Raw genomic sequence first — 21,559 nt, 5'->3', positions numbered from 1 at the left:
GTCATTGCTCCTCTTCTAAAAATTTGATTGCTCATCTCATAGACTTATGCTTCGGTTTGACCTTCTTCAAGCACTAATTTGCGCTCGTAGGCCTTGAAGAAAGGATAATAAATACCCAAATAAATCAAGAAATTCACCACAACTAAGACAGCACCGCGAATGCTGGCTGTTGCGATCACTGCTGAAAAAATACTCGGAACCGTCCACACAGCCGCTAATGGATACGCCATTCCGGGAACAAGATTGGACACAAACGCGAAATAGGTCACGAAAGTGGTCACGATTGGTGCCACGACAAAGGGAATCGCCAGTGCTGGATTCAAAACGATCGGCAACCCAAACAACAGTGGCTCATTGATGTTGAAGACCCCAGGAATAAAGCTGAGACGACCAAGTTGTTTTAAAAATTTTGATTTGGAGAAACACATCATTGCGCAAAGTGCTAAGGTTCCTCCGCCACCGCCGATCCATAAGAAAGTAAAGATAAACGGCTGTACCCCCAGATTAGGAATCGCTTGTCCGGCTTGTGCTGCTGCCATATTTGCTTCAGAATTGACTAGCCAGATCGGCAACATCACCGTCGCTAATATTTGCGGATGAATCCCGAATAGCCACATGATACAAGTCAATCCTACATAGACCAAGGGTGCTGCTAACGAGTTGGAAGAAACACTTAATAAGGGTGTGATCAAACTTGCAATCAGGGCATTGATGTCAAAGCCGATCAAGTGAACAATGATCCAAACGATCGTCATTGAAAAAAACACGGGAATAATCACTTCAAAACTGCTGCTGACATTCGTAGGTACTTGCTCTGGCAGTTTAAACCCGATATTGTATTTTTTACAAAGGCGCATGCACTCGACTGCTAATATAGCGGTCAAAATACTGGCGAACATGCCTTCTCCTCCAAGATATTGCGTAGAGATAAACGTTCCTTCATCTAAAGAAGTGAAGGTCAATGTAGTAAAAAAGGTAAAAATTGCAGAAACGCCCCCTGCCAAACTATCCAGTTGGTAGCTTTGCGCTAATCGTGCGCCGATGCCAAAAGCTGCATAGATCGAAAGCAGTCCCATACTCATATTGAAGGGAATGATCAGTTTTGCCACTAAGTCGGGATGATTGCCCATAAACGATACATAGGATTGAGGCCATGGAATGTACGGTATCAATAAAAAGATCGATCCGATCACTGTGATTGGAATCGTTGCGATCAATCCATCGCGAACAGCACTCAAGTGACGTTGATTAGAAAGTTTCATCATTGGCGGCATCACTTTGGTTTCAATAAATTGCATTAATTTATCCATCAGTAAATCCTCCTAAATTTTTTAAGATATATCTTAACTTGAATATAAGCGCTTTCTCATAAGGAAACAATAAAAGCTATTTTCCAAAAATGGAAAATAGCTTTTTACGTTTACTCTTTTCTCATATTCATAATCATAAAAATCATCCATAGATGAAGCACTTTTTGCGAGTAATAATTCGATGACATCAATGGAACGACCTCTTTAAACAAGACACGCTCTTCAAAGAGATTACTTTGAGCGGCTTGCTCGCTGAACGTCAATAAAACTTTCTGACAGGCCGTTTTTTCAAGCAAATAGGCCTTTTTATCGATCCAGCTGCCTGTTAGATTGATCACAAAACAAATATCTGTTTCCCGCAATACTTGATCAATCAGCTGATCTTCCGCATTACGGTTTACTTCAAAAACGATATAGCCCATTTGACTAAGCAGTTCCCGCAGGAGATTAACAACCGAAAAAGAATAGCTGTTACCCAAAATCGCCACTCGTTTTTTTCGTTTCATTTCTTCTGCGATCCGTGTGCATTGGTGTTGATCAAATTGGTCAAAAATCTGTTTTTGGACCATGTACTCTCGGGCTAAAAATTGGTCAACCATTTCAGATACTTTACTCTTTGTATCGAGATTCGCTAGCATCCCTTCAAACATCGTATTTGCTAAATGGTATTCTTGTTCAAAATAAATCGTGAGGTCATTACGCATTTCTTTAAAACTAGCATAACCAAGTTTCTTACAAAATTTAGTGATACTGGCAGGGGTCGTCTGTGCAGCATAGGCGATTTCTTCAATATAGATCGCAGGAAATTCATCGATTCGCTCAATTAAAAGTTTTGTTATCAAAAAATTCAAATCGTATTTTTTGCATTTAAATAGATGTTCATTTAAACGAATGTATACTTGACTTGTCGTTTTCATAGCGACCACCTCACTTGCTTATTTACGCTGCCGGTTTCTTCTATCTTAGCATAGGCATCCATTTCTTAGAACCTTTCACTTATTGTACTTTTTAATAGAAATCAAAAAAAAGAGTCCGCCTACGCGCAACTCTTCGATTCAGGTCCCCAGTTATTTCATTAACTGCTTTAACTGTTCATAAAAATTCTCATGGGTGCCACATAACAAGACTGGAATCACTTGGTCATCGATCACATCATAAGCAATACGATAGGTTGTCCCTGCATACTTAAAACCCTTCGACCAGATTCCAGCTAAATCGCCAGTTTTTTGATCGCCGCTATACGGTTCGACAGCTATTTCATCATAAATGACATGAAGAAACTTTTGTTTCAGCGGTTTCTCCTTCAACTTTTTTAAATAATTCACTACTTGTCTAGATGGAATCACCTCATAAGCCAATTTCAGTTGCCAACTCCTCTTTGGTCATTGCTTTCCCGTCGGTAGCAGTATCCTTTGCAATTGTCTTAAATGAAGAAATCAGCTTACTCTTACGCGCTTTAAATTCGGATAAAATATCTTCGTGTTCGTATCCCTCATTAATAATATCAGTCAAGATATCTTCACTGAAATCATCGAATGGTTTTACCGGTTCAATAAATTCATACAAGATTCCATTTTCTACTAGCTTTGCTTCTACTTCCACACCATTGGGAATACCAAAGTCTTTGGGCACCGTCAACATAATGGAATTCCCTTGTTTTCTTGTTTTCGTAATCATCGTTGCACTCCTCTCTCTGTTTTTGTAATTACTCTGTAAGAACATTATATCATAATCGAATGTAATGACAAGTAATGCCGAAAGCTGAGTGTCAAATTGAGAAAATAAACCGCCTGCTACTTTACCTTATTTATTACTATCGATGCAGCAGGTGATACGGCTCATTAAACCAAAGAGCCCAATCTCCTTTTCCAGCGAAATATTGGCAAAAATACGGTATACTGGAGTTGAATGAATAAAAAGGCAGGGATACCCATGGATCTTAAAAACCGTCTGATCGCATTCGCTCAGACCTTCAATGATGTTCAGATCGACCATCCATTTGCAAAGTTTCCCGAGTACCAAGTCTTGCGGCACCGTAAAAGCGGCAAATGGTTTGGCTTGCTGATGACTGTAGAAAAGCAGAAATTAGGTCTGAAAGGAACGGGAATGATCGAGATTTTAGATGTCAAAGCAGCGCCCGAAATGGTTTCGATCATCAATCAAAGTCACGGCTATTTACCCGCTTATCACATGAATAAAAACCATTGGCTCACCGCATTACTAGATGGCTCTGTATCAGAAAAACAACTCCAATCTTTGTTACGAGACAGCTATGAACATACCCGTTAAACCCAAATATCACAAAAAACCGATCAACGATGCGCCAGTATAGGAGCACCGTTGATCGGTTTTCTTTTATAACGGATCCTGCGTCATCCGTGAGTCTAACGAAACACTTAGGCCAACTCTTCTCCGTTTGTTGCAATAACTTGTTTGTACCAATCGAAGGATTTTTTCTTGGAACGATCCATCGTGCCGTTGCCTTCGTCATCAAAGTCAACATAGATAAAGCCATAGCGTTTGCTCATTTCGCCTGTTGAAGCACTGACAAGGTCGATACAGCCCCATGGCGTGTAGCCGATCAAGTCTACGCCATCAGCAATCGCTTCCCCCATTGCTTCAATGTGGCGGCGCAAGTAATCGATACGATAGTCATCTTCGATCTTACCTTCTTCGTTAAAGGTATCAATGGCTCCTAAGCCGTTTTCCACGATAAACAACGGTTTTTGATAACGATCATACAATTCATTCAACGCGATGCGCAGCCCTTCTGGGTCGATTTGCCAGCCCCATTCACTTGCTTCTAAGAATGGATTGCGGACGCCGCCTAACAAGTTTCCTTGCACTTCATCGGCTTCTTCTGTGGTGATATCCACGGCAGAAGACATGTAGTAGCTGAAGCCAACATAGTCAACAGTATGTTCAGCGATCAAGGCTAAGTCTTCTTCGGTAATCTCAAGATCCTCTTTATTGACGCCGTGTTCTTTGTACAAACGATCCGTAAAGGATGGGTATTTTCCACGTACCTGCACGTCGGCACAGTAGTAGTTGAAGGCTTGATTATGGATCATCGTCGCCACTTGGTTGACTGGGTTCGCATCAATGCTGTAAGTCGTTGCATAAATGATCATACAACCGATCTGTAACTCTGGGTTTAATTCATGGCCGATTTTGACTGCTTTACTGCTGGCAACAAATTGGTTGTGCCACGCTTGGATCACGTTTGTAAAGTCGCTGGCACCCGTGCTGTTGACCATTCCTTGACTCAATGCAGAGAAATGGAAAGCAGAGTTGATCTCATTGAAGGTCATCCAGTATTTGACTTTGCTGTGGAACCGTTCCAAGACGACTTTTGCAAAACGCTCATAGAAATCGATCAATGCTCGATTTTTCCAGCCACCGTATTCTTTGGCTAAATGCAAAGGCATTTCATAGTGGGAGATCGTAACCACTGGCTCGATCCCGTATTTCAAACATTCATCGATCAGCGCATCGTAAAATGCTAGCCCAGCTTCGTTTGGTGTCGTTTCATCGCCTTTTGGAAAGATACGTGTCCAAGCGATAGAAAAACGATAGCTCTTGAAGCCCATCTCTGCAAACAACGCAATGTCTTCTTTGAAACGGTCATAATGGTCGATCCCGCGATGATTTGGATAAGTGTATTTGTCCTCATCGATCGTCCAATCAAACGTATCACTACCTAAAATCGCTAAACGCTGTTTGCCGCCAGGCATTGCATCCGCCACTGACAATCCTTTGCCATCGCGATCGAACGCCCCTTCTAATTGATTCGCTGCGGTCGCGCCGCCCCATAAGAAATTTTCTGGAAATTTTGCCATTTGCTCGTTCTCCTTTTGTTTTCTTTTGATAAACCTACCTAGCTGGTTACTGAAAAATCTCCGATAAAAAACAAAAAACCTAAATAAGAGCCGCTGCTAAAACGAGAATAGCGCTTTCTTATTTAGGTCTTGCCTGATCGAGTCAGTAACAATCCACGTGGGTTTTCTTTCTTTAACTATAGCACTAACTCATTGGCTTGTCATCATAAAATCGGTTTCTTTTAAACCGTTTCCCCCGTTGCATCGATACTTTCAGTTTGTGGGTGACCCTCCGCTTGCGCTGCTTCTGCTTCCGTTTTTAATTTTCCTTTATCTAATATTTTGACAAAAGGAATGTACAGCAAGCAGCCTGCCAAAACGCAAACGACTTGTAGAACTGCGACCTGCCAGCCTCCAGCTAGAAACCCATTTAGAAAAATCGGTGTGCCAAAGGGAACTTGTACGCCACTAAGTCGTGGAACGATCCCACTCCAGATCGCTAGGTACGCCACAAGCACTTGAACCAATGGTGTTAATATGAACGGAATCGCCATGATTGGATTCAAAATCAGCGGTAAGCCAAAAATCACCGGCTCATTAATGGTGAACAATCCAGGAACGGCACTTAGGTTAGCGACTGTCCGTGATTGTTTTGATTTCGCCAACAGCAAAATAACGATAATCAATGACAATGTTCCCCCAGCCCCACCAATACCAGCAAACAAATCATAAAACGACTTGCTCAAAATATTTGGCAGCTCGGAACGAGCAACACCGCTAGCTAAAGCATCCATATTTTCTACATCCATTGGTAAGTACAAAGCGGTGACAAAGCTACCCACCACCAACGAACCATGGATACCGAAGAACCATAGCACCATTTGGATCAGTACAATAAATAGCAACGAACCGACACTAGAAGACAAGCTTTGCAGCGGCATTGCCAAGATTTGATAGATGAAATCTGAAAATGAGCCATAAGAAGTAAAACTGAATGCCCAGCTAATGACGATCGCGGTAAACCCAGAAATAATTGCTGGAATCAAACCGGCGAAGGTATCCGTCACAAATTGCGGCACGCCTGCTGGCATTTTGATGGCGATATTTTTTTCTAAAATAAAGCAGTACAAACGAGCAAAAACTAAGCCGCAGATCATAGCGGTAAACAAGCCTTGAGCGCCGAGTTTGCTCATGTCGAGGGTCGTTGTTTCCTCCAAGGTGACCATTGGCGTCATCATCAAAAAGGCAAACAACGAAACGATGCCGGCAGGGACTGCCGACTGCTTAAATTCTGTCGCTAAACGGTGACCGACAAGAAAGGAAGCGTACACTGAGATAACCCCAACGGTCATACTGTAACCGACGGAAAAATAACCGCCAATATTGATCGAGTTGATAAAATCTGTCCACCCTTGAATCGGCAAAACTGCTAACAACAAGGCGATCGAGCCAATAATGTTGATCGGCAGCGTCGCCATCAACCCGTTTGAAATTGCCTTTAAATACCGATTGTTGGAGATTTTATCTGCAAATACTAATACCTTATCCATATATTTATCCATTTTCTTTTCACTCCTTTATTTGGATGACGAACAATACATCTTCGTGACAATTGTGGGGATGGAAAACAGTGATACCATCAGTAACTGTCAGTTTTGGTTTCAAGAAACGATTGGTGTTCAAATCGATCAATGTGACGGTCGCTGTAGAAAGATCTCCTTGCAGGCGAACTGTTGTATTGCTTGGCAAGTAAAGCAAGGCATCCTTCCTTCCTGCGATAGCTGCCATACGAATCTGTTCATCTGCATCGATCAAGCGCTCTTGGCAAGGCACAAGCTCCTGAATATTTAATAATTCAAATAATTGCTTGATAAAGCCATAATCATCTGCCCCAGGAAAAGACAAAGCTTCTGGCCAAATCATCGGACGATCAAACGCTTCCCCGATTTCTTCCGCAAAGGTTGCCGTCGGGGTTTGCCAACTCCAGATGCCGTGGGCACCGTACGTGATCCCAGCCGAGCCGCCGGCTAACAATGATTGCCATGCTGCTTTGCGGACATCTTTTTGACCAAATCGACCGTATACGTGACGGGCATAGCCCATTTGTTCATAGCAAGGTTCTGAGTTGATGATCGGCAGTTGCGGTTCTCGTTGATAAAAACGCTCTGCCAAATAATAAGGCATATTCAAAAAGGCGCTGTTATGACCTGATTGGTATAAAAATAAGTCCAAATGTTCGACGATAGGTTCAGGGATTTCTTCAAAACGTCCCTTGATATGAATCGTTTTCAAGGTATTGGGCGAATGCTTTTCAAAGAAAACAAAGGCTTCTAGATACGTATCGATGGTTGGCTGTGTTGGGAAGTCCGTATCGCCACCAATAAAGTAGATCGGATGGAAGGCATCAAACGTCTTAATCACTTTTTGATAGTAGGCCTGGCGGCAATCCTCCGGCAACACGTTGCGTTCTTTGTCCAACTGGCTAGCCCAAGTGCCAGCGACATAGTTTGACCACAAGACAACCAATGCTAAATTAAAGCCTTTTTCATCGGCAATTTTACAAAGACGCTGAGCCCGTTCGAAATAGGCATCCTCCCAAACCGTAAAATCAAAGACACCCGCATCAAGGGGAAACGGCAAGCAGTCAAATTGACCACGGCTGCGATCCCATTGCGGTAACACATTGATTTGAAGGGTGTTGAATCCCTGCTCTTTGCGTTTGTCTAAGTAGGTGATCCAGTCATTTTCTTGAATACTAGTAAAAGCACTCCAGCAAGTATCGGCTAAATAAAAGAAATGCTGTCCGTCTCGCAATAAGGTGCGTTTGTTTTGGTTTACGGTGATTTTCACGGTGGAGCTCTCCTTTCATCGGCACAAGTTGTGCACTGGCGGTTATTAATCAATATAACTACTGAGCCAGCCTTCGCACAGCTCAAACCATTTGGCGACATGGGCATTGAGGTGACTTGACTTGCGTGCCGTTGTTCGATCCGCTAATGCCAGTCCGTGTTCGCCTTTTTCAAAAATATGCAGTTCGAATGGAATTTCTGCTTCTCTTAATTTGACCGCCAACTTCAACGAGTGCGCCACATCGACTAAGACGTCTTCCGTCGTATGCCAGAGAAACATCGGAGGTGTCCACTGATCGACATGATGCAAAATGTTCATGGATTGAATGGCTTCTTCCGTCGGTTGTTTACTGCCAAAAAAGCGCTCGTTGGCAGTTAAAGGTGTTTCGATTAGACGAGCGGCAAAGCCTAGCTCATCGATTGGGAAAGCATGCTCTTGATAAACCAATGGGTAGCCAGCGATCGCCAAATTCACTTTCAGTAAGTCACTGCTGACGCCCAACGCTTCTGCCAGCTCAGCATCGTGCCAGCGCGTCGCTAGCTGCAACGCTAGATGTCCGCCTGCTGAAAAACCGCAAACGATGATTTGCTCCTCATCCACCAACCATTCGTGAGCATGCTCATGAATGATTTTGACGGTTTGGGCGGCTTCCATCAAGGCATTGTGGGGAACGTTTTTCACCTGATCACCGGTGGTGTACCATAAAACAACGCTATTTAGCCCGATACTATTGAATTTCAAGGCAATGACTTCCGCCTCTCGATCACTGGTAAAGGCGTAGCCGCCGCCTGGACAGACGATCACTAGCGGTCGTTTCTTGCCGACATTGTACTCTTTGGATTGGTGCAATAAATAGGTATCCACGTAAGCCGTTTGATTCAGTTGAATTCGTTGAATCTCCATATAGTTCCTCCTTTATCCTTCACTAAAAGCAGCTGACTTCTCAATGAACCGTTTCCATTTTTCATATTTCAAACGGATCACGGCCTGTTCGGCTTGCGGAACGATCGTGGTTTGCTGAATAGCTGGTTCATTCATGGTTGGTTTGGCAACAAGCATTGTGCCGATGGCTGAAAATTCTTCGACTTCGCTGACGATGACGGGTTTATTGATCAAAGTCGCCAATAAGCTCATCAAGGCGCGGTTTTTCGAAACACCGCCATCGATCATTACCTGATTGATCAGTCGTTCAGCGACTTCTTCCATCACATCGATCACTGCTTTGATTTGAAAAATGATGCTTTCTAAAACGGCTTTCAACAGCTCATGAGTCGTCGTTGTGCGTTTCATGCCGACAAAGCTGGCAGTCATCGTATTATCCCAAAAAGGGGCACCCATTCCTTGCAATGCTGGGATAAAATAGATGTCTTCTTGACTGTCACTGGTCAGCACTTCTTGACAGATCTCAGCTACATCTGGCAGCGGAGCCACTTGCTCACTGAACCAGTTGATGGCGTCACCACAGGAACGGATGATGCCTTCTAGCGCAAACGCTGTTTCCTGGCTAGTTTGCCAGCCGACCGTCGTCAAAATGCGGCGATCCCGCAACGTCTGCTCCTGCTGCACTTGCATCATGATCGAACAACCGGTGCCCATCGTGATTTTTACATCCCCAAGGCTTTGACAACCTTCCCCAAATAATGCCGCTTGTGAATCGGCTAAGATCCCTTTGATAGGGATTCCGTGATAGCTACCGAAAACCGTATCAGCAGGTTTGATCGCTGGCAAGTCTGCTAAATGGATGCCAAAAAGTTTGACGAGTTCTGCATCCCAACGGCCCTCTTCAATATTGTAAAACAATGTTCGGCAAGCGTTGCTGGCTTCTGTCGCAAATACTGTCCCTTGCGTTAAATTCCACAACAGCCAGCTGTCCATCGTACCGATCGCCAATTCGCCAGTCCCCGACTTTTCTTTGATGGCTGATAATTCTTGGGCCAACCATTTCACTTTGGTGCCGGAAAAATACGGATCTAAACGCAAACCGGTCTTTTGATTGATCGTCTTTTCCCAGCCTTGTGCCGTCAATTCTTCACAAATCGTAGCGCTGCGGTTGCATTGCCACACGATCGCATTGTACAGGGGATTGCCGGTCAATCGATCCCAAGCAACGATCGTTTCTCGCTGATTGGTCAATGACAAGGAAACGATTTGATCTGCAGTGATCGCTTGTTCTTGCAACACTTGTGCCAGCAATTCTTGGACATTTTGCCAAATCTCAAGGGGATCATGTTCGACCCACCCGACTTTTGGATAAATTTGGCGATGTTTTTTATCGTAACGCTGCAGGATTTTCCCTTCTTGAAACAGTAAGAGCTTGGTACCGGATGTACTCTGATCTAAAACAAGCTGATAGGTCTTGTCCATCTTAAGCTCCTAGAAACGCAACCGCTGTTTTCGCTATGGAGCCACCGTCTAAGCCATAATGGGCAAACAGTTCTGACGAAGAACCAGTAATCAAGGCTTCATCCGGAAAAGCAATGATTTTTTGTCGAATGCCCGTTTCTTCTGCCAGCGTTTCCGCCACGGCAGCTCCTAAGCCGTTGTATCGGCTGTGTTCTTCCACAGTGATCACGGTGCCTGTTTCTTTCGCCACTCGTTTGACCGTTTCTGAATCAAAGGGCTTCAAGGAATGAACATTTAAAACGGTAGCAGTGATACCTTGTCTTTCCAATAGCTCAGCAGCATCCAACGCTTGGCGCACGGTTTCGCCAGTGGCGAGCAATGCGACATCTTGACCGCTTCTCAGCTCAATGGCTTTGCCGATCTCAAAAGGATAATCTGCAGAATCATAACAATCTTCAACAGGATTGCGACCGAGACGGATATAGGCTGGTTCATTTGATGCCGCTAAGGCTTTAAACATTTGGATCGTTTCAAAGCGATCTGCTGGCAACAGCACTTGCAAATTAGGGATCGCTCGTGCCACTGCGATGTCTTGCAAGGAATGATGACTCATGCCTAATGCCCCATAGCTGACACCGCCGCTGATGCCTACGAGTTTGACATTTTTATTCGAATACGCGACATCGACTTTGATCTGCTCGATACTGCGCATGCTGAGAAAACAAGCAGGGGATGCAACGAAAGGGCGTTTGCCCATATGGGCTAAGCCGGCCGCAATACTGACGATGTTTTGCTCTGCGATCCCTACTTCCACCAATTGTGTCGGTAATTCCTTGGCAAAAGGTGCTAACGAAGCGGAACCACGAGAATCACTGGTCAACACCGTGATCGCAGGATTCTTTTTTCCTTCTTCAATCAATACGTCGCACATCGCTTGGCGATTGGCAATATTATTTTTTCCCATGAGTCAAAACCTCCATTTGCTGATCAAGTTCGGCAATAGCTTGTGCAAGCTCTTCTGCCGTTGGCACTTTATGATGCCATTGCGCTTGATTTTCGGCTGCAGAATAGCCTTTGCCTTTGATGGTTTTAGCAATGATCAGCTTCGGTTGATTGGGCTGATGCGGTTTTTCTAATGCAGCCACCAAGGCAGCCATATCATTGCCATCAACGATATGCACATCCCAACCAAAGGCACGCCATTTTTCATCTAGCGGCTCCACTGCCATCACATCTTCCGAGGCTCCAGTGATCTGCAAGCCGTTGCGATCAATGATGGCGGTCAAATTGTCCAGCTGGTAGTTGGCAGCCGCCATGGCTCCTTCCCATACCGAGCCTTCTGCTAATTCGCCATCTCCCAACAACGTATAGGTTTGATACGTGCGGTGATCCAGTTTGCCTGCCAAGGCGATCCCTACTGCGACGGGTAAGCCGTGACCTAGCGAACCAGTATTCATCTCAACCCCAGCTACTTTATTGTTTGGATGACCGATCAGTCGTGAACCAAATTGCGAAAAGGTGGCTAATTCTTCTTTCGGCAAAAAACCTTTGTCCGCTAAAACGGCCCATAGTACTTCTGCAGCATGTCCTTTACTTTGGATATACTGGTCACGATCTTGCTTTTGGGGATCTTTCGCATCCACATTCATTATCTGATAATACAGGGCCACTAAAATATCGGTACAAGAAAGATCCGAACCAGTATGACCCGTTTTTGCTTGATAGATCAGCTCTAACACGGATTTTCGAATCGTTAAAGCCTTCATTTCCAGCTCGTTTATTTCCATGATTGATCCCCTCTCAAGTATGCTTTGACGTCTTCTTCGATCGGATCATAAAAATCTGGCTGCACGCCGATGTATTTGCACGCTTCGTACAAGATCGGCACCACATTTTTTCTGACCGCCGCAACGTGATGAATATAAGGTCCTTCAACGAGTTTGAATTCCAAGCGATTCAAATTCGCAAATTCTAGATAGAGATAGGTCCCTTGATTGTATGGTCCATTGATCCCTTTGCCGGTGCCCATCAGCAACGAATACTCGCCGTTGTCTCCATCAAAGCGACACAACGTATACTCGTCTTTGATTGCCCGAAAAGCGACTGATCCCGGATAGTCAAAAACAAAATGCCGTTGCGGCAAAATGGGTTTGGTCTCCGCGGTGGAATAAGCAAAAACCCCTAAGTGCTGCAGCAATTCGCCATTCTCGTTTTCTGGATGGCGGCAGTTGACATCCGCAAAGATCGCACGGTGTTCCCCCAACGAAGCGGCTTCGACCAACAGTTCCGAGATCGCCCCATGAACATCCGTCTCACAGACAAAAGGCAGACCTTCTTCTTGTAAAAGCGACAGGGAGGCATACGGTAAAATACCGATTTCGTCTTGTAAAGCCGTCCAACACTGGATGACCCCTGCATTGCAGCCGTAGCTTTCACATAAGTTTTGCAAGGCCACTTTAAGGGCTGCCACCATCTCCAAATCTTTAGCCGAAATTTGGACTTCCGTATTGGTTTCGAAATAATCAATGACTGCTTGCAATTTATCTGGCTGCTGTTCTTTGACTTTCTTGATTTCTTGCACCACTTCTTGGATCGGTACTGGTGATAGCGAGATATTGAAACGCTCCAATAGTTCGCCTTCGTTGCAGATCACGGTCCAAAAATCAAAGGGGCGTGGGCCAACTTGCAAGATTCGTGTTTGTTTGAAGGTCTTGACGACATTGCAGACTTTGATAAAGTCTTGCAAGCCGCGGGCAAATTCCGGTGAATCAATATCAGAATTTTTGACATAGGTGAAAGGTACCTTGAAACGGCGCAAGACTTTACCGATTGCGAAAAGACCGCATTGCGTATCCCGCAAACGTGAACCGTCGGCGGCTGGTGTCTCGTCTTTGGGTCCCCATAATAAGACGGGAACATCTAGTTTTTTGGCTAGACGAGCACAGGCATATTCCGTACCAAAGTTTTCATTGGCTAGAAAAAGACCGTCGATTTTTGCTGCTTTGAATTTTTCGGCGATTTTTTCAACCCCTTCATCATCGTATAGCAAGCCGTCTTCGTTGATATCTAAAATATCTACATAATCAATGGCCAGTTCGTCCATTTTTTGTCGTGTCAGATTGGCGTACTCAACGGCTGCTTCTGCACTAAATAAATTTCTTCTAGTCGGGGCGAACCCGATTGTTACTTTATCCATAAAACCACCCTTTTCGTTTTAGTATATTTAGCTAAATTTTTATTTCTTCGGCGACTCGTACTACATTTCTGCTCAGAAATTCCTCATCCGTCAGTAAAACGATTTTTTTATCAGGAAAGGCTGCTGCGACTTTCGCTTGATTGAAGCGGGTTTGAGGAGCTAAAATCAAAAAATCATAGTCATTTCCCACCATAAATATTTCTGAAAAAGGCGCGGAATTCACTTGGTAATGCTGATCATCCGCTAGTTGTTCTTTGAGCGCTTTGACGAGCAGTGCGCTGGAGAGCCCAGTTGCACAAAAGAGACCGATCTGTGTCATCTATTCACTTCCTCAAAATGTAATCCCTTACTTTTTACACCTTAAATATAGCATAAGCTAAATATTTTGCAATAGTTTTAGATAAATATTTTTGTTTAATAACTAAAAAAGACAAAACGCTTTCTAAACGTTTTGTCCTGCTTCTTATTTTTTCTTATTTGATGCTTTCGCGTTCGACGATCGTCGTGGCGACCAGCATTTTCAGATGGTTTTCATCTTCACTGGTGATTTTCTCGATCAAGCGTCGCACAGCTTGGCGACCAAGGTACACTTTATCTACTTTGACGGTGGTCAGCGGTGGGTTGCAAAATTCCGCCAAAGGAATATCATCGAACCCAACGATGGCCAACGGATGATCGGGGAACACTTCGCGAATGGCTTTCATTGCACCGATGGCGATATTGTCATTGACCGCAAAAAAGGCGCTTGGTAACGGCCGCTGATCGGCACGCAAGGATTCCAAATAGACCTTCATGTCTTGATATGAGCCCTCCAAGGTGGGTTCTACTAAGGCTTCCGTCTCTTCATAATGGATCAGATCATGCTCTTGGATCGCTTGAATAAACCCTTGCTTGCGTTCACGGAAATTGTTGATTTGAAAGGTTGAGTTGATGATGCCAATGTCTCGGTGGCCTTTTTCGATCATCTTTTCAACGATCTCATAGGCGCTGTCACGATTATTGATGGCGACAAAATCAAAGTCCTGCGAATTAAAAATCGTATCTAAAATCACTAAGGGTACTTCCAAATGACGGAAGACTGCTAAATCTTGTTTTTCCAATTCCGTTCCTAACAATAGCAAACCATCTACTAATTCTGGGCGGATCTTTTCGATCGGGTCTTCCTCTGGCGCCAATGTGATATGGGAAATGACCAATTCATAGCCTAACGCGCTGCATTCCATTTCGATCCCCCGGATCAATTCAGAAAAGAAAGGCGTATCCCCTACGACATTTCCTTGTTTGTTCATTACAACAAATTTGATCTTTTGGCTTTCCGTTTTTTTAATTTCTCGCTGATCAAAATACCCCATCTCACGAGCGATCTTCAAGATCGCTTGCCGTTTTTGTTCACTGATCCCCTTACGATTGTTGATTGCATTAGAGACAGTTCCGCTGGAAACGCCAGCTTTTCGGGCAATATCAGAGATCACAACTTTCATTTGCTCACCGCTTTCTGCTTCTCATTCTGTTAAAAGTATAGCAAAAGAATTGTTTTTTTACTACCAAAAAAGCTAAAACAAACTAAAATTTTTAGTTTGTTTTAGCTTCTACTTTGATTAGTTACTTTGTTCCGCCAAAATGCAGAAGGACAAGGGGTCGATGGTTATTCTTGGCGCTGCTACGCCGCGAAAAGTGATCCCAGCTCCTTTGGGGTCAGCAATGATGTGCCAAGAAGCATTTTCTGTTGCCGTCGGTAAGTCAAAGGACCAGGTTTCTTCCGTGCTATTGAGTATAACGAATAAAGAACGCCATGGATGCTGTTCGTCACGATTGGGTACTTGATACGCCAAGCGATTTTCATCCTTTGTCTCATAAAAGACCATGCTTTCAGCCGTTTGGGTCGTGGCATCTCTCAATGGTGCATAGGACTGCCGCAATGCCCACAAGCCCCGATACAGCTCGCGCAACTCTTTGAAGGTTTTGGCACGTGACCAATCCAGCTGATTGACTGCCAGTGGCGAACGGAAGGAATTTTCATCGCCTTCTTTGGTACGGCCAAATTCTTCCCCAGCTTGAGTCAGCACTGCTCCTTGGCTAGTAAACAAAATGGCTGCTGCTAGTTTGTTGCGGGCTAAAAGCTCAGGATCAAAACCATAATTTCTTTCCTTCACTGAAGCCTGCATGGTTGCCACCAGTTTGTCCCATAAGGTCAAATTATCATGGACTGAGGCATAGGCGATCACTTGGCGGGGCGATTTTGCCCAGCGCTCGGCGCCTTCTTGTGCGGCAACTTTCGTATTTCCTTGAATCGCCGTTGCCAAATTTGCTGCATAAAAGGTTTGCTTGACTTGCGGTTGACCATTCATTCCTTGAATAAACGCGCCGTCTGTTTCTTCAAAGACATCGCCTTTGATACTGTCTCTTAAATCATTGCTAAAAACCGCAACGCCTTCTGACAGTGCCCAAACATTACTTTTATTTGCTGGGATATTCGGCTGAATAATTTGATTGCTGCCGGCATCCCATGGCTCGCCGTATAAAATCACATGGCTGAAGCCGGCATCATCTAGGCGTTGCCGCAACTGGTTCATGGTTTCCACATCGATCAGGCCCATCAAATCAAAACGAAAGCCGTCGATTTTGTATTCTTGCGCCCAATATAAAACTGAATCAATGATAAATTTACGCATCATTTTCCGTTCAGAAGCCACTTCATTGCCGCAAGCAGAACCGTCCGCAAAATTCCCTGCATCATCTTGACGGTAGTAATAATCAGGCACCGTCAAATTAAACCATGATTCTTCCGTGATCGCAGTGTGATTAAAGACCACATCCATCACAACGCCGATGGCTTCTTCGTGCAGCGATTGGATCATTTGCTTGCATTCACGAATCCGCGCCTTGGGATCACTAGGATCAGAAGCGTATCGTCCTTCAGGTACATTGTAATTTTTCGGATCATAGCCCCAATTGTAGGCAGACGAAGTTTCATCATTGTCAAAATCGAAGATCGGCAGCAGATGAACATAATTGATCCCCAGCTCTTTTAAATAGGCCATGCCAGTTGGTTGACTTTCATCTCCCACCAGATGGGTCTTTTTTTCAGTGAAGGCTAAATATTTTCCGCGATTTTCTGGTGAAATACCGCTGTTTTCGGCACCACTGAAATCTTCGACATGCAATTCCCAAATATAGGCATCTGTGATCGACTGCTGACCGACGCCGTGACTTTCCTGCCAACCTTCAGGATCTGTTTCCTTTAAATCAATGATCGCACCGCGGTTTCCGTTGATCCCTACTGCCTTGGCATAAAGATCCATCGCTTCTATTTTCTGCCCATCTCGTTGAAACTCAAAGGTATAAAACAGCTCCTTGACGTTTTCTTCCGTCGTGACTTGCCAACAGTTGTCTTCTTGAACCATTGGCAGCGTCAGCAGACGATCGTCAGTCCCAGCAACACCGCTTTGATAAAGCAATACTGAAACGGCCTCTGCCTCTGGTGACCAGCATTTGAACGTGGTTTGCTGTCCTTGAAAAGTCACACCAAGATCATTCCCGTGATACGTATGTTCTTCTAAAAAACCGATCCTGCGATCGATCGCAATCTTTTTTTCTCCATACTGCGTGTTTTGTCCCATCAAAATTCCTCCATTCAACGTTTCTAACTATAAAAGCCAGTTACTTTTCTGCTATTTCTACCTTCTCATATTTCTTGAAAATTGCCAACAATAACTGACAGCGTGCATACAAAAAACAGCTAAGACCAAAAAAGCAGGCAATGTACATGCTGAAAACCAGCGCATAGGGTGAAAGAAGCATGATGACAATAGGGGCTGCCGTCAGAATATGAAGACTAAGTATTTTAAAAGGGTGCTTTGCGGCGACTTTTATGCTGTTCAAAAGGATCGTTTTGATTCCGCTATCGTAACGTGCGAGTAAGAAAAACGAAACTTGGAAAAATTGAAGCCACATGAACGTACAAATTACTAAGCCTATGGTAAAAAGATCAGGCGTCCCTTTTAGTTGGAAATAATACAACCAATCAGCAGTCAAAAGCCACAAAGAAAAAAGTAGACTGAGCCAGATAAGAGTGCTCTTTCGAAAGCTTTGGCAAAAGACCGACCAAAACTGCTGAACAACAGCCGGTGCTTTTCCTTCTATCAGATCAGTCGCCACTTTAGAACCCGCAGTAATGGCTGCACCGATCGTGAAGAGCGGCAAACTAAAAAACAAGAGTAGTACATTTAATAGGAGCAACTGGCTGAATTTCCAAGCGATTCGTGCGAAGAAGTTTTCTGAATGAAAAAAGTGTATCATGTGGGTTTACTCCTTTACTGATCCGACAACGATTCCTTGAACGAAATATTTTTGTAGAAGCGGATAAATAATCAATAACGGCACCACTGCCACCACGATCTTCGCTGCATTCAAGTTTCGATCAGAGACCGCTAGTAGACTTTGTAGCTGCTCGGAAGTCAAATTCCCGGCTTGTTGCATTGTTTCAGCAATGTTGACTGATAGTGTTTGGATATAGGTCATTAAAGGATAGTTTTCAGTCTTGGTCATATAGATCAGTCCACTGAAAAAATCATTCCAACTACCGACAATACTGAATAGAGAAACGGTTGCCAAACACGGCAAAGACATTGGAATATAGATTCGTCCCAAAATCTGCAGTGGGTTGGCCCCATCGATCCGAGCAGATTCTTCCAATGATTTGGGAATTCCCCGAAAGAAATTCATCACCAAGATCACACTGCCGATAGGGACTGCACTAGGTAAAATCAGGGACCAAATCGTATTCAATAATCCTAGATTGCGAACGACCAAATACGTTGGGATCATGCCGCCACTGAAGAGCATAGCGAAAACCATCACACTCATGAATAATTTTCTCGTTCGAAATACTTTTTTTGATTTAGATAGCGGATAAGCCATCGTTACGATCATCACCAAATTCAGCAATAAAGAGATCACCACACGAATGACTGAAATACCAAAAGAACGCCAAAACTGCTGATCGCTCATGATGCGCTCATAAGCCGCTAAGGTCAGATCTACTGGCCATAGCCCCACAGCATTTGCCGCGACGGCACTGCTGCTGCTTAAAGAAAGTGCCACGACATTCAACATCGGTACTAAACAAGAAAGAGCCAAAACAATGACGATCAAATAAATTACTGCATGCCGTATACTAAATTTTTCTTTCATCTCTTTTTTCCTTTCCTTAAAACATCACTCTGTCAGTCTTCTTCTCCGCAATTTTGTTGGAAGACCAAATCAAGAATAGACCGATCACCGATTTGACCAGACCAACGGCGGTTCCTAAGCTATAGTCTCTACCGATCAGACCGATTCGGTAGACATAGGTATCGATAATATCGCCGCTTTGATACACAACCGGAGAATACAGGTTATAAATTTGGTCGAAGCCGGCATTCAAGATATTAGGCAGCGACAAAATCGTCATCAGCAAAATAAAAGGCATCATCCCCGGCAGGGTTACGTGCCAGACTTTTTTTGACCAAGAAGCACCATCCATCGTTGCTGCTTCATATAATCCCGGATCAATCGAGGTAATGGCAGCAAGGTACACGATTGAACTGTAACCAAAACTTTTCCAAACATCGGTCCCGATCAGCAAACGAGGAAACAGCTGATTACTACCCAAAAAGTTTAATGGTTCTACACCAAAGTTTTGTAAAATCTGATTCACCGTTCCATCAAGACTGAATAAATTGACCACTACTGAAGCCAATATGACCCATGAAAGAAAATGGGGCAAATATACGATGGTCTGAATGGAGCGTTTCATCCACTTTACACGTACTTCATTTAATAGAATCGCAAAAAGAATCGGTACGATCGTATTAAAGACAATTTTCCAGAAAGCGATGAAAATCGTGTTTTTAGTTACTAAGAAAATATCCGGTAAACTGAACAAATAGCGAAAGTGCTCGAATCCCACAAATTCAGAACCAAATACACCTTTCGCTGGCACATAATCTTGAAATGCCATCAACAACCCAAACATAGGACCATAAGAAAAAATCAAAATAAAAATTATGCCTGGTAAAATCATCCCTAGAAAGAAAAGCTGATCTCGAGAAAACCACTTTTTCTTTTCTTTTTTGCTTTCTTTTTCAACAGAAAGTTCCATTTACTTACTCCTCCATAAATTTTTTGCCTCACCAGCCGCTTGATGAAAAAATTCGAACAAAGAAAAGGCACCTGCAGTCGGTTTTCCTGCATACAACCTTGCTTTTCTTTGTTCGAAAGACGAGTGTCAGAACCGCTGGAGTGGCCGCTTAATTATCTGCTCGCTGATCTACTACTTCTTGCATTTCTTCAAGTATGGCTGTCCCACCCTGGCTATTCCAGGTTTCAACATAGTTGTCGAAGTTTTCCAGGGGTTCTTCTCCAGTGATAAACTTAATGAAGGTCTCTTCCTCCAGTTTCCCTACTTGTGCGCCGTTTCGTTCATTGGCTTTGATCGAATCAAAACGCGGTGGTTTCACTTCATTCAAGCGTCCTTGCTCTCTGATACCGCCCATCACATTATTGACGGCTAAATAGCGGGAGGCATAGCGGGTCCAGTCCACCGGATCAGTTTCTTCAGGGCTATCCAGATATTGCTTGATTTTTTCGGCGTTTTCTTTGATGAAGAAGTTGGAGATATCCTCGATAGATGTTTCGCCAACCGCCGCCTTGGAAGCTTCTACTGCATCATCAATCTCACTATAGGCTTTTAAGAAAACAACATTCCATGGACGAACCGTCCCATCGACATCCACTTTCGCATAGTCATAAATTTCCGGAAACTCGGTTTCAATATCTTCCGAGTTGGCAACTTCACCATAAATCAGATTGATCATCTCCATGATTTTTTCCGGCTCAGAAAAACCTTTGCGCACCACGATGTATTGCCCAGTGCCGCGGTTAGCCACGGCATTGACCCCTCCATCGCCGTTAGCATTTTCAAGGGCATAAGGAACAAATTCAGCATTTGGATCATTTTGTTTGGCTTGTACTAAGCCCCAGTCAGGCATGTGCCAAGGACCAAAAGCGATGCCCGTTTCTCCATTAACCATCATGGCATGGATATCGTCATACGTGCGGGTACCAAATTGCGGATCCATGAACCCTTCATCTTGCCAGTCCTTCAGTAGCGTTAGTGCTTCTTTCATTTCTGGCGTATTGGATCCATAAAACATCTGCCCATTCTCATCTTGGAGATACGATTTTGGGTAGGCTCCAAACGCATTCATGATGGCTGTTCCGGTATATGCCGTGCCGCCATGATTTGGCGAAGACAACCAGAAGGCCAATGGCAAACCAACTGCTTTTCCGGTATTGGCTAAATCATTTTCTTGAAAAGCAATCGCTGTTTCCTTCAACTCATCCAATGTAATTGAGCGATTGCCATCTTTATCCAGTTCAATACCTAGCTCATCTAGCCAGTCCTGGCGCAACCAGACAAGATTGGGCCCGAAGTCATCGCTAGTAGATGGGATCGCCATCAAGCGATCATCAAACGTGGCTGCTTCTAACTGAATCCCATCAAACGAATCATAGATGTCTTTTAGAAAATCGTCGGCATGCTCCTCAAATACTTCGGTCAAGTCTTCCACTAAATCATTGTTAACTAATTCTTCCAATTCATCTCTTGATCCGACGATCATCGTATCCGGTAGTTCCCCTGAAGCGATCGCTAGCGATACTTGACGATCATAGTCTTCCCCATGGGCTTCAAAGGCACTCTCCAGCTCGATGCCCAAGCGTTCTTGAATCAATCGAGTATATGCGTTATTGCTGTAAGAATCCCCCTCAGGCAGTTTCGAGTTCGGTGCGGTCTGGCGTCCGATCGTAATCACGGTATCCCCATTTTCATTGGTCTTTGCTTCTTCTGAACTGCATCCTGTCATAATAAGTGCTGAAGCAACTGCTGTTAACATTGCTGTCCCCCGCCTAAATTTCATTGTTTTCCTCCTCAAACTTTTTTGATATCCTTATTATACGCAATCGCTTCCACAGAAAATATAGCACTTTTTTCAGATTCA

At 44.0% G+C, this 21,559-nt stretch carries 20 protein-coding genes; 1 reads left to right on the top strand and 19 read right to left on the bottom strand.

The annotated features are described in order from the left end of the window. Positions 1-44 precede the first annotated feature (44 nt). The 4 genes from IGK85_RS00360 to IGK85_RS00345 form a co-directional block, all read right to left on the bottom strand. Entirely contained in the window at positions 45-1,310 is a 1,266-nt protein-coding gene (locus IGK85_RS00360; protein ID WP_008376678.1) for a PTS sugar transporter subunit IIC, read from the bottom strand. A 110-nt stretch (positions 1,311-1,420) separates the two neighbouring features. After that, positions 1,421-2,227, bottom strand: a complete 807-nt coding sequence (locus IGK85_RS00355) for a MurR/RpiR family transcriptional regulator (protein WP_008376679.1) — start codon at positions 2,225-2,227, stop codon at positions 1,421-1,423. 150 nt (positions 2,228-2,377) lie between these two features. Continuing rightward, the gene (locus IGK85_RS00350) at positions 2,378-2,668 is read right to left on the bottom strand and encodes a type II toxin-antitoxin system RelE/ParE family toxin (protein ID WP_008376682.1); all 291 of its coding nucleotides are present in this window, start codon (positions 2,666-2,668) and stop codon (positions 2,378-2,380) included. Beyond that, positions 2,658-2,987 carry an AbrB/MazE/SpoVT family DNA-binding domain-containing protein gene (locus tag IGK85_RS00345; RefSeq protein ID WP_008376683.1) on the bottom strand — a complete coding sequence of 110 codons (330 nt, stop codon included), beginning with the start codon at positions 2,985-2,987 and terminating at the stop codon, positions 2,658-2,660. Before IGK85_RS00345 ends, IGK85_RS00350 begins: the two co-directional genes overlap by 11 nt. Before the next feature lie 255 nt (positions 2,988-3,242). Here IGK85_RS00345 and IGK85_RS00340 point away from each other — a divergent pair, with 255 nt between their 5' ends. Further along, on the top strand, positions 3,243-3,599 hold the full coding sequence (locus tag IGK85_RS00340; protein ID WP_008376686.1) for an MmcQ/YjbR family DNA-binding protein: 357 nt from the start codon (positions 3,243-3,245) through the stop codon (positions 3,597-3,599). A 107-nt stretch (positions 3,600-3,706) separates the two neighbouring features. On the opposite strand, the gene IGK85_RS00335 is transcribed toward IGK85_RS00340, so the two are convergent. The 15 genes from IGK85_RS00335 to IGK85_RS00265 all read right to left on the bottom strand — a co-directional run bounded on the left by IGK85_RS00335 (position 3,707) and on the right by IGK85_RS00265 (position 21,478). Next, positions 3,707-5,149 (bottom strand): glycoside hydrolase family 1 protein, encoded by a 1,443-nt coding sequence (locus tag IGK85_RS00335; RefSeq protein ID WP_005226517.1) that lies wholly within the window; start codon positions 5,147-5,149, stop codon positions 3,707-3,709. Between the two features lie 221 nt (positions 5,150-5,370). Next, the gene (locus tag IGK85_RS00330; protein WP_008376690.1) at positions 5,371-6,690 is read right to left on the bottom strand and encodes a PTS sugar transporter subunit IIC; all 1,320 of its coding nucleotides are present in this window, start codon (positions 6,688-6,690) and stop codon (positions 5,371-5,373) included. Positions 6,691-6,697: 7 nt separating this feature from the next. After that, the gene (locus IGK85_RS00325) at positions 6,698-7,978 is read right to left on the bottom strand and encodes a DUF4038 domain-containing protein (protein ID WP_005232856.1); all 1,281 of its coding nucleotides are present in this window, start codon (positions 7,976-7,978) and stop codon (positions 6,698-6,700) included. A 45-nt stretch (positions 7,979-8,023) separates the two neighbouring features. Continuing rightward, complete coding sequence (locus IGK85_RS00320) at positions 8,024-8,881, bottom strand: alpha/beta hydrolase (RefSeq protein WP_008376693.1); 858 nt, start codon at positions 8,879-8,881, stop codon at positions 8,024-8,026. A gap of 12 nt (positions 8,882-8,893) precedes the next feature. Further along, positions 8,894-10,342, bottom strand: a complete 1,449-nt coding sequence (locus tag IGK85_RS00315) for an FGGY-family carbohydrate kinase (RefSeq protein ID WP_008376697.1) — start codon at positions 10,340-10,342, stop codon at positions 8,894-8,896. A gap of 1 nt (position 10,343) precedes the next feature. Further along, positions 10,344-11,285: a transketolase family protein gene (locus IGK85_RS00310; protein WP_008376699.1), complete on the bottom strand. Its 942-nt coding sequence runs from the start codon at positions 11,283-11,285 to the stop codon at positions 10,344-10,346. Beyond that, positions 11,272-12,108, bottom strand: a complete 837-nt coding sequence (locus tag IGK85_RS00305; protein WP_008376701.1) for a transketolase — start codon at positions 12,106-12,108, stop codon at positions 11,272-11,274. The genes IGK85_RS00310 and IGK85_RS00305 overlap by 14 nt, the downstream gene beginning before the upstream one ends. Then, complete coding sequence (locus IGK85_RS00300; protein ID WP_008376704.1) at positions 12,099-13,517, bottom strand: L-fucose/L-arabinose isomerase family protein; 1,419 nt, start codon at positions 13,515-13,517, stop codon at positions 12,099-12,101. The genes IGK85_RS00305 and IGK85_RS00300 overlap by 10 nt, the downstream gene beginning before the upstream one ends. A gap of 31 nt (positions 13,518-13,548) precedes the next feature. Next, positions 13,549-13,836, bottom strand: a complete 288-nt coding sequence (locus IGK85_RS00295; RefSeq protein WP_005232868.1) for a PTS family beta-glucoside porter — start codon at positions 13,834-13,836, stop codon at positions 13,549-13,551. Positions 13,837-13,990: 154 nt separating this feature from the next. Then, positions 13,991-14,998: a LacI family DNA-binding transcriptional regulator gene (locus tag IGK85_RS00290; protein WP_016611647.1), complete on the bottom strand. Its 1,008-nt coding sequence runs from the start codon at positions 14,996-14,998 to the stop codon at positions 13,991-13,993. A gap of 117 nt (positions 14,999-15,115) precedes the next feature. Beyond that, entirely contained in the window at positions 15,116-17,137 is a 2,022-nt protein-coding gene (pulA, locus tag IGK85_RS00285; protein WP_008376710.1) for a type I pullulanase, read from the bottom strand. 40 nt (positions 17,138-17,177) lie between these two features. Then, complete coding sequence (locus tag IGK85_RS00280; RefSeq protein ID WP_008376711.1) at positions 17,178-17,816, bottom strand: DUF624 domain-containing protein; 639 nt, start codon at positions 17,814-17,816, stop codon at positions 17,178-17,180. Between the two features lie 6 nt (positions 17,817-17,822). After that, on the bottom strand, positions 17,823-18,710 hold the full coding sequence (locus IGK85_RS00275; protein ID WP_005232877.1) for a carbohydrate ABC transporter permease: 888 nt from the start codon (positions 18,708-18,710) through the stop codon (positions 17,823-17,825). 16 nt (positions 18,711-18,726) lie between these two features. After that, positions 18,727-19,659 carry an ABC transporter permease gene (locus tag IGK85_RS00270; protein ID WP_008376715.1) on the bottom strand — a complete coding sequence of 311 codons (933 nt, stop codon included), beginning with the start codon at positions 19,657-19,659 and terminating at the stop codon, positions 18,727-18,729. A gap of 148 nt (positions 19,660-19,807) precedes the next feature. Next, a complete protein-coding gene (locus IGK85_RS00265; protein ID WP_008376717.1) occupies positions 19,808-21,478 on the bottom strand; it encodes an extracellular solute-binding protein in 1,671 nt (556 codons plus the stop codon). Positions 21,479-21,559 lie beyond the last annotated feature (81 nt).

Source organism: Enterococcus sp. AZ015, assembly GCF_050499225.1.
Lineage (GTDB): Bacteria > Bacillota > Bacilli > Lactobacillales > Enterococcaceae > Enterococcus_D > Enterococcus_D entomosocium.
This window is presented reverse-complemented; position numbering and strand designations above follow the sequence as displayed.

Excerpts from the sequence above, each read along its gene's own strand:
- IGK85_RS00265 (WP_008376717.1), bottom strand. The coding sequence starts at position 21,478 with ATGAAATTTAGGCGGGGGACAGCAATGTTAACAGCAGTTGCTTCAGCA.
- IGK85_RS00305 (WP_008376701.1), bottom strand. The coding sequence starts at position 12,108 with ATGGAAATAAACGAGCTGGAAATGAAGGCTTTAACGATTCGAAAATCC.
- IGK85_RS00310 (WP_008376699.1), bottom strand. The coding sequence starts at position 11,285 with ATGGGAAAAAATAATATTGCCAATCGCCAAGCGATGTGCGACGTATTG.
- IGK85_RS00275 (WP_005232877.1), bottom strand. The coding sequence starts at position 18,710 with ATGAAAGAAAAATTTAGTATACGGCATGCAGTAATTTATTTGATCGTC.
- IGK85_RS00270 (WP_008376715.1), bottom strand. The coding sequence starts at position 19,659 with ATGGAACTTTCTGTTGAAAAAGAAAGCAAAAAAGAAAAGAAAAAGTGG.
- IGK85_RS00280 (WP_008376711.1), bottom strand. The coding sequence starts at position 17,816 with ATGATACACTTTTTTCATTCAGAAAACTTCTTCGCACGAATCGCTTGG.
- IGK85_RS00360 (WP_008376678.1), bottom strand. The coding sequence starts at position 1,310 with ATGGATAAATTAATGCAATTTATTGAAACCAAAGTGATGCCGCCAATG.
- IGK85_RS00295 (WP_005232868.1), bottom strand. The coding sequence starts at position 13,836 with ATGACACAGATCGGTCTCTTTTGTGCAACTGGGCTCTCCAGCGCACTG.
- IGK85_RS00315 (WP_008376697.1), bottom strand. The coding sequence starts at position 10,342 with ATGGACAAGACCTATCAGCTTGTTTTAGATCAGAGTACATCCGGTACC.
- IGK85_RS00300 (WP_008376704.1), bottom strand. The coding sequence starts at position 13,517 with ATGGATAAAGTAACAATCGGGTTCGCCCCGACTAGAAGAAATTTATTT.
- IGK85_RS00345 (WP_008376683.1), bottom strand. The coding sequence starts at position 2,987 with ATGATTACGAAAACAAGAAAACAAGGGAATTCCATTATGTTGACGGTG.
- IGK85_RS00340 (WP_008376686.1), top strand. The coding sequence starts at position 3,243 with ATGGATCTTAAAAACCGTCTGATCGCATTCGCTCAGACCTTCAATGAT.
- IGK85_RS00330 (WP_008376690.1), bottom strand. The coding sequence starts at position 6,690 with ATGGATAAATATATGGATAAGGTATTAGTATTTGCAGATAAAATCTCC.
- IGK85_RS00290 (WP_016611647.1), bottom strand. The coding sequence starts at position 14,998 with ATGAAAGTTGTGATCTCTGATATTGCCCGAAAAGCTGGCGTTTCCAGC.
- IGK85_RS00335 (WP_005226517.1), bottom strand. The coding sequence starts at position 5,149 with ATGGCAAAATTTCCAGAAAATTTCTTATGGGGCGGCGCGACCGCAGCG.
- IGK85_RS00320 (WP_008376693.1), bottom strand. The coding sequence starts at position 8,881 with ATGGAGATTCAACGAATTCAACTGAATCAAACGGCTTACGTGGATACC.
- IGK85_RS00355 (WP_008376679.1), bottom strand. The coding sequence starts at position 2,227 with ATGAAAACGACAAGTCAAGTATACATTCGTTTAAATGAACATCTATTT.
- pulA (WP_008376710.1), bottom strand. The coding sequence starts at position 17,137 with ATGGGACAAAACACGCAGTATGGAGAAAAAAAGATTGCGATCGATCGC.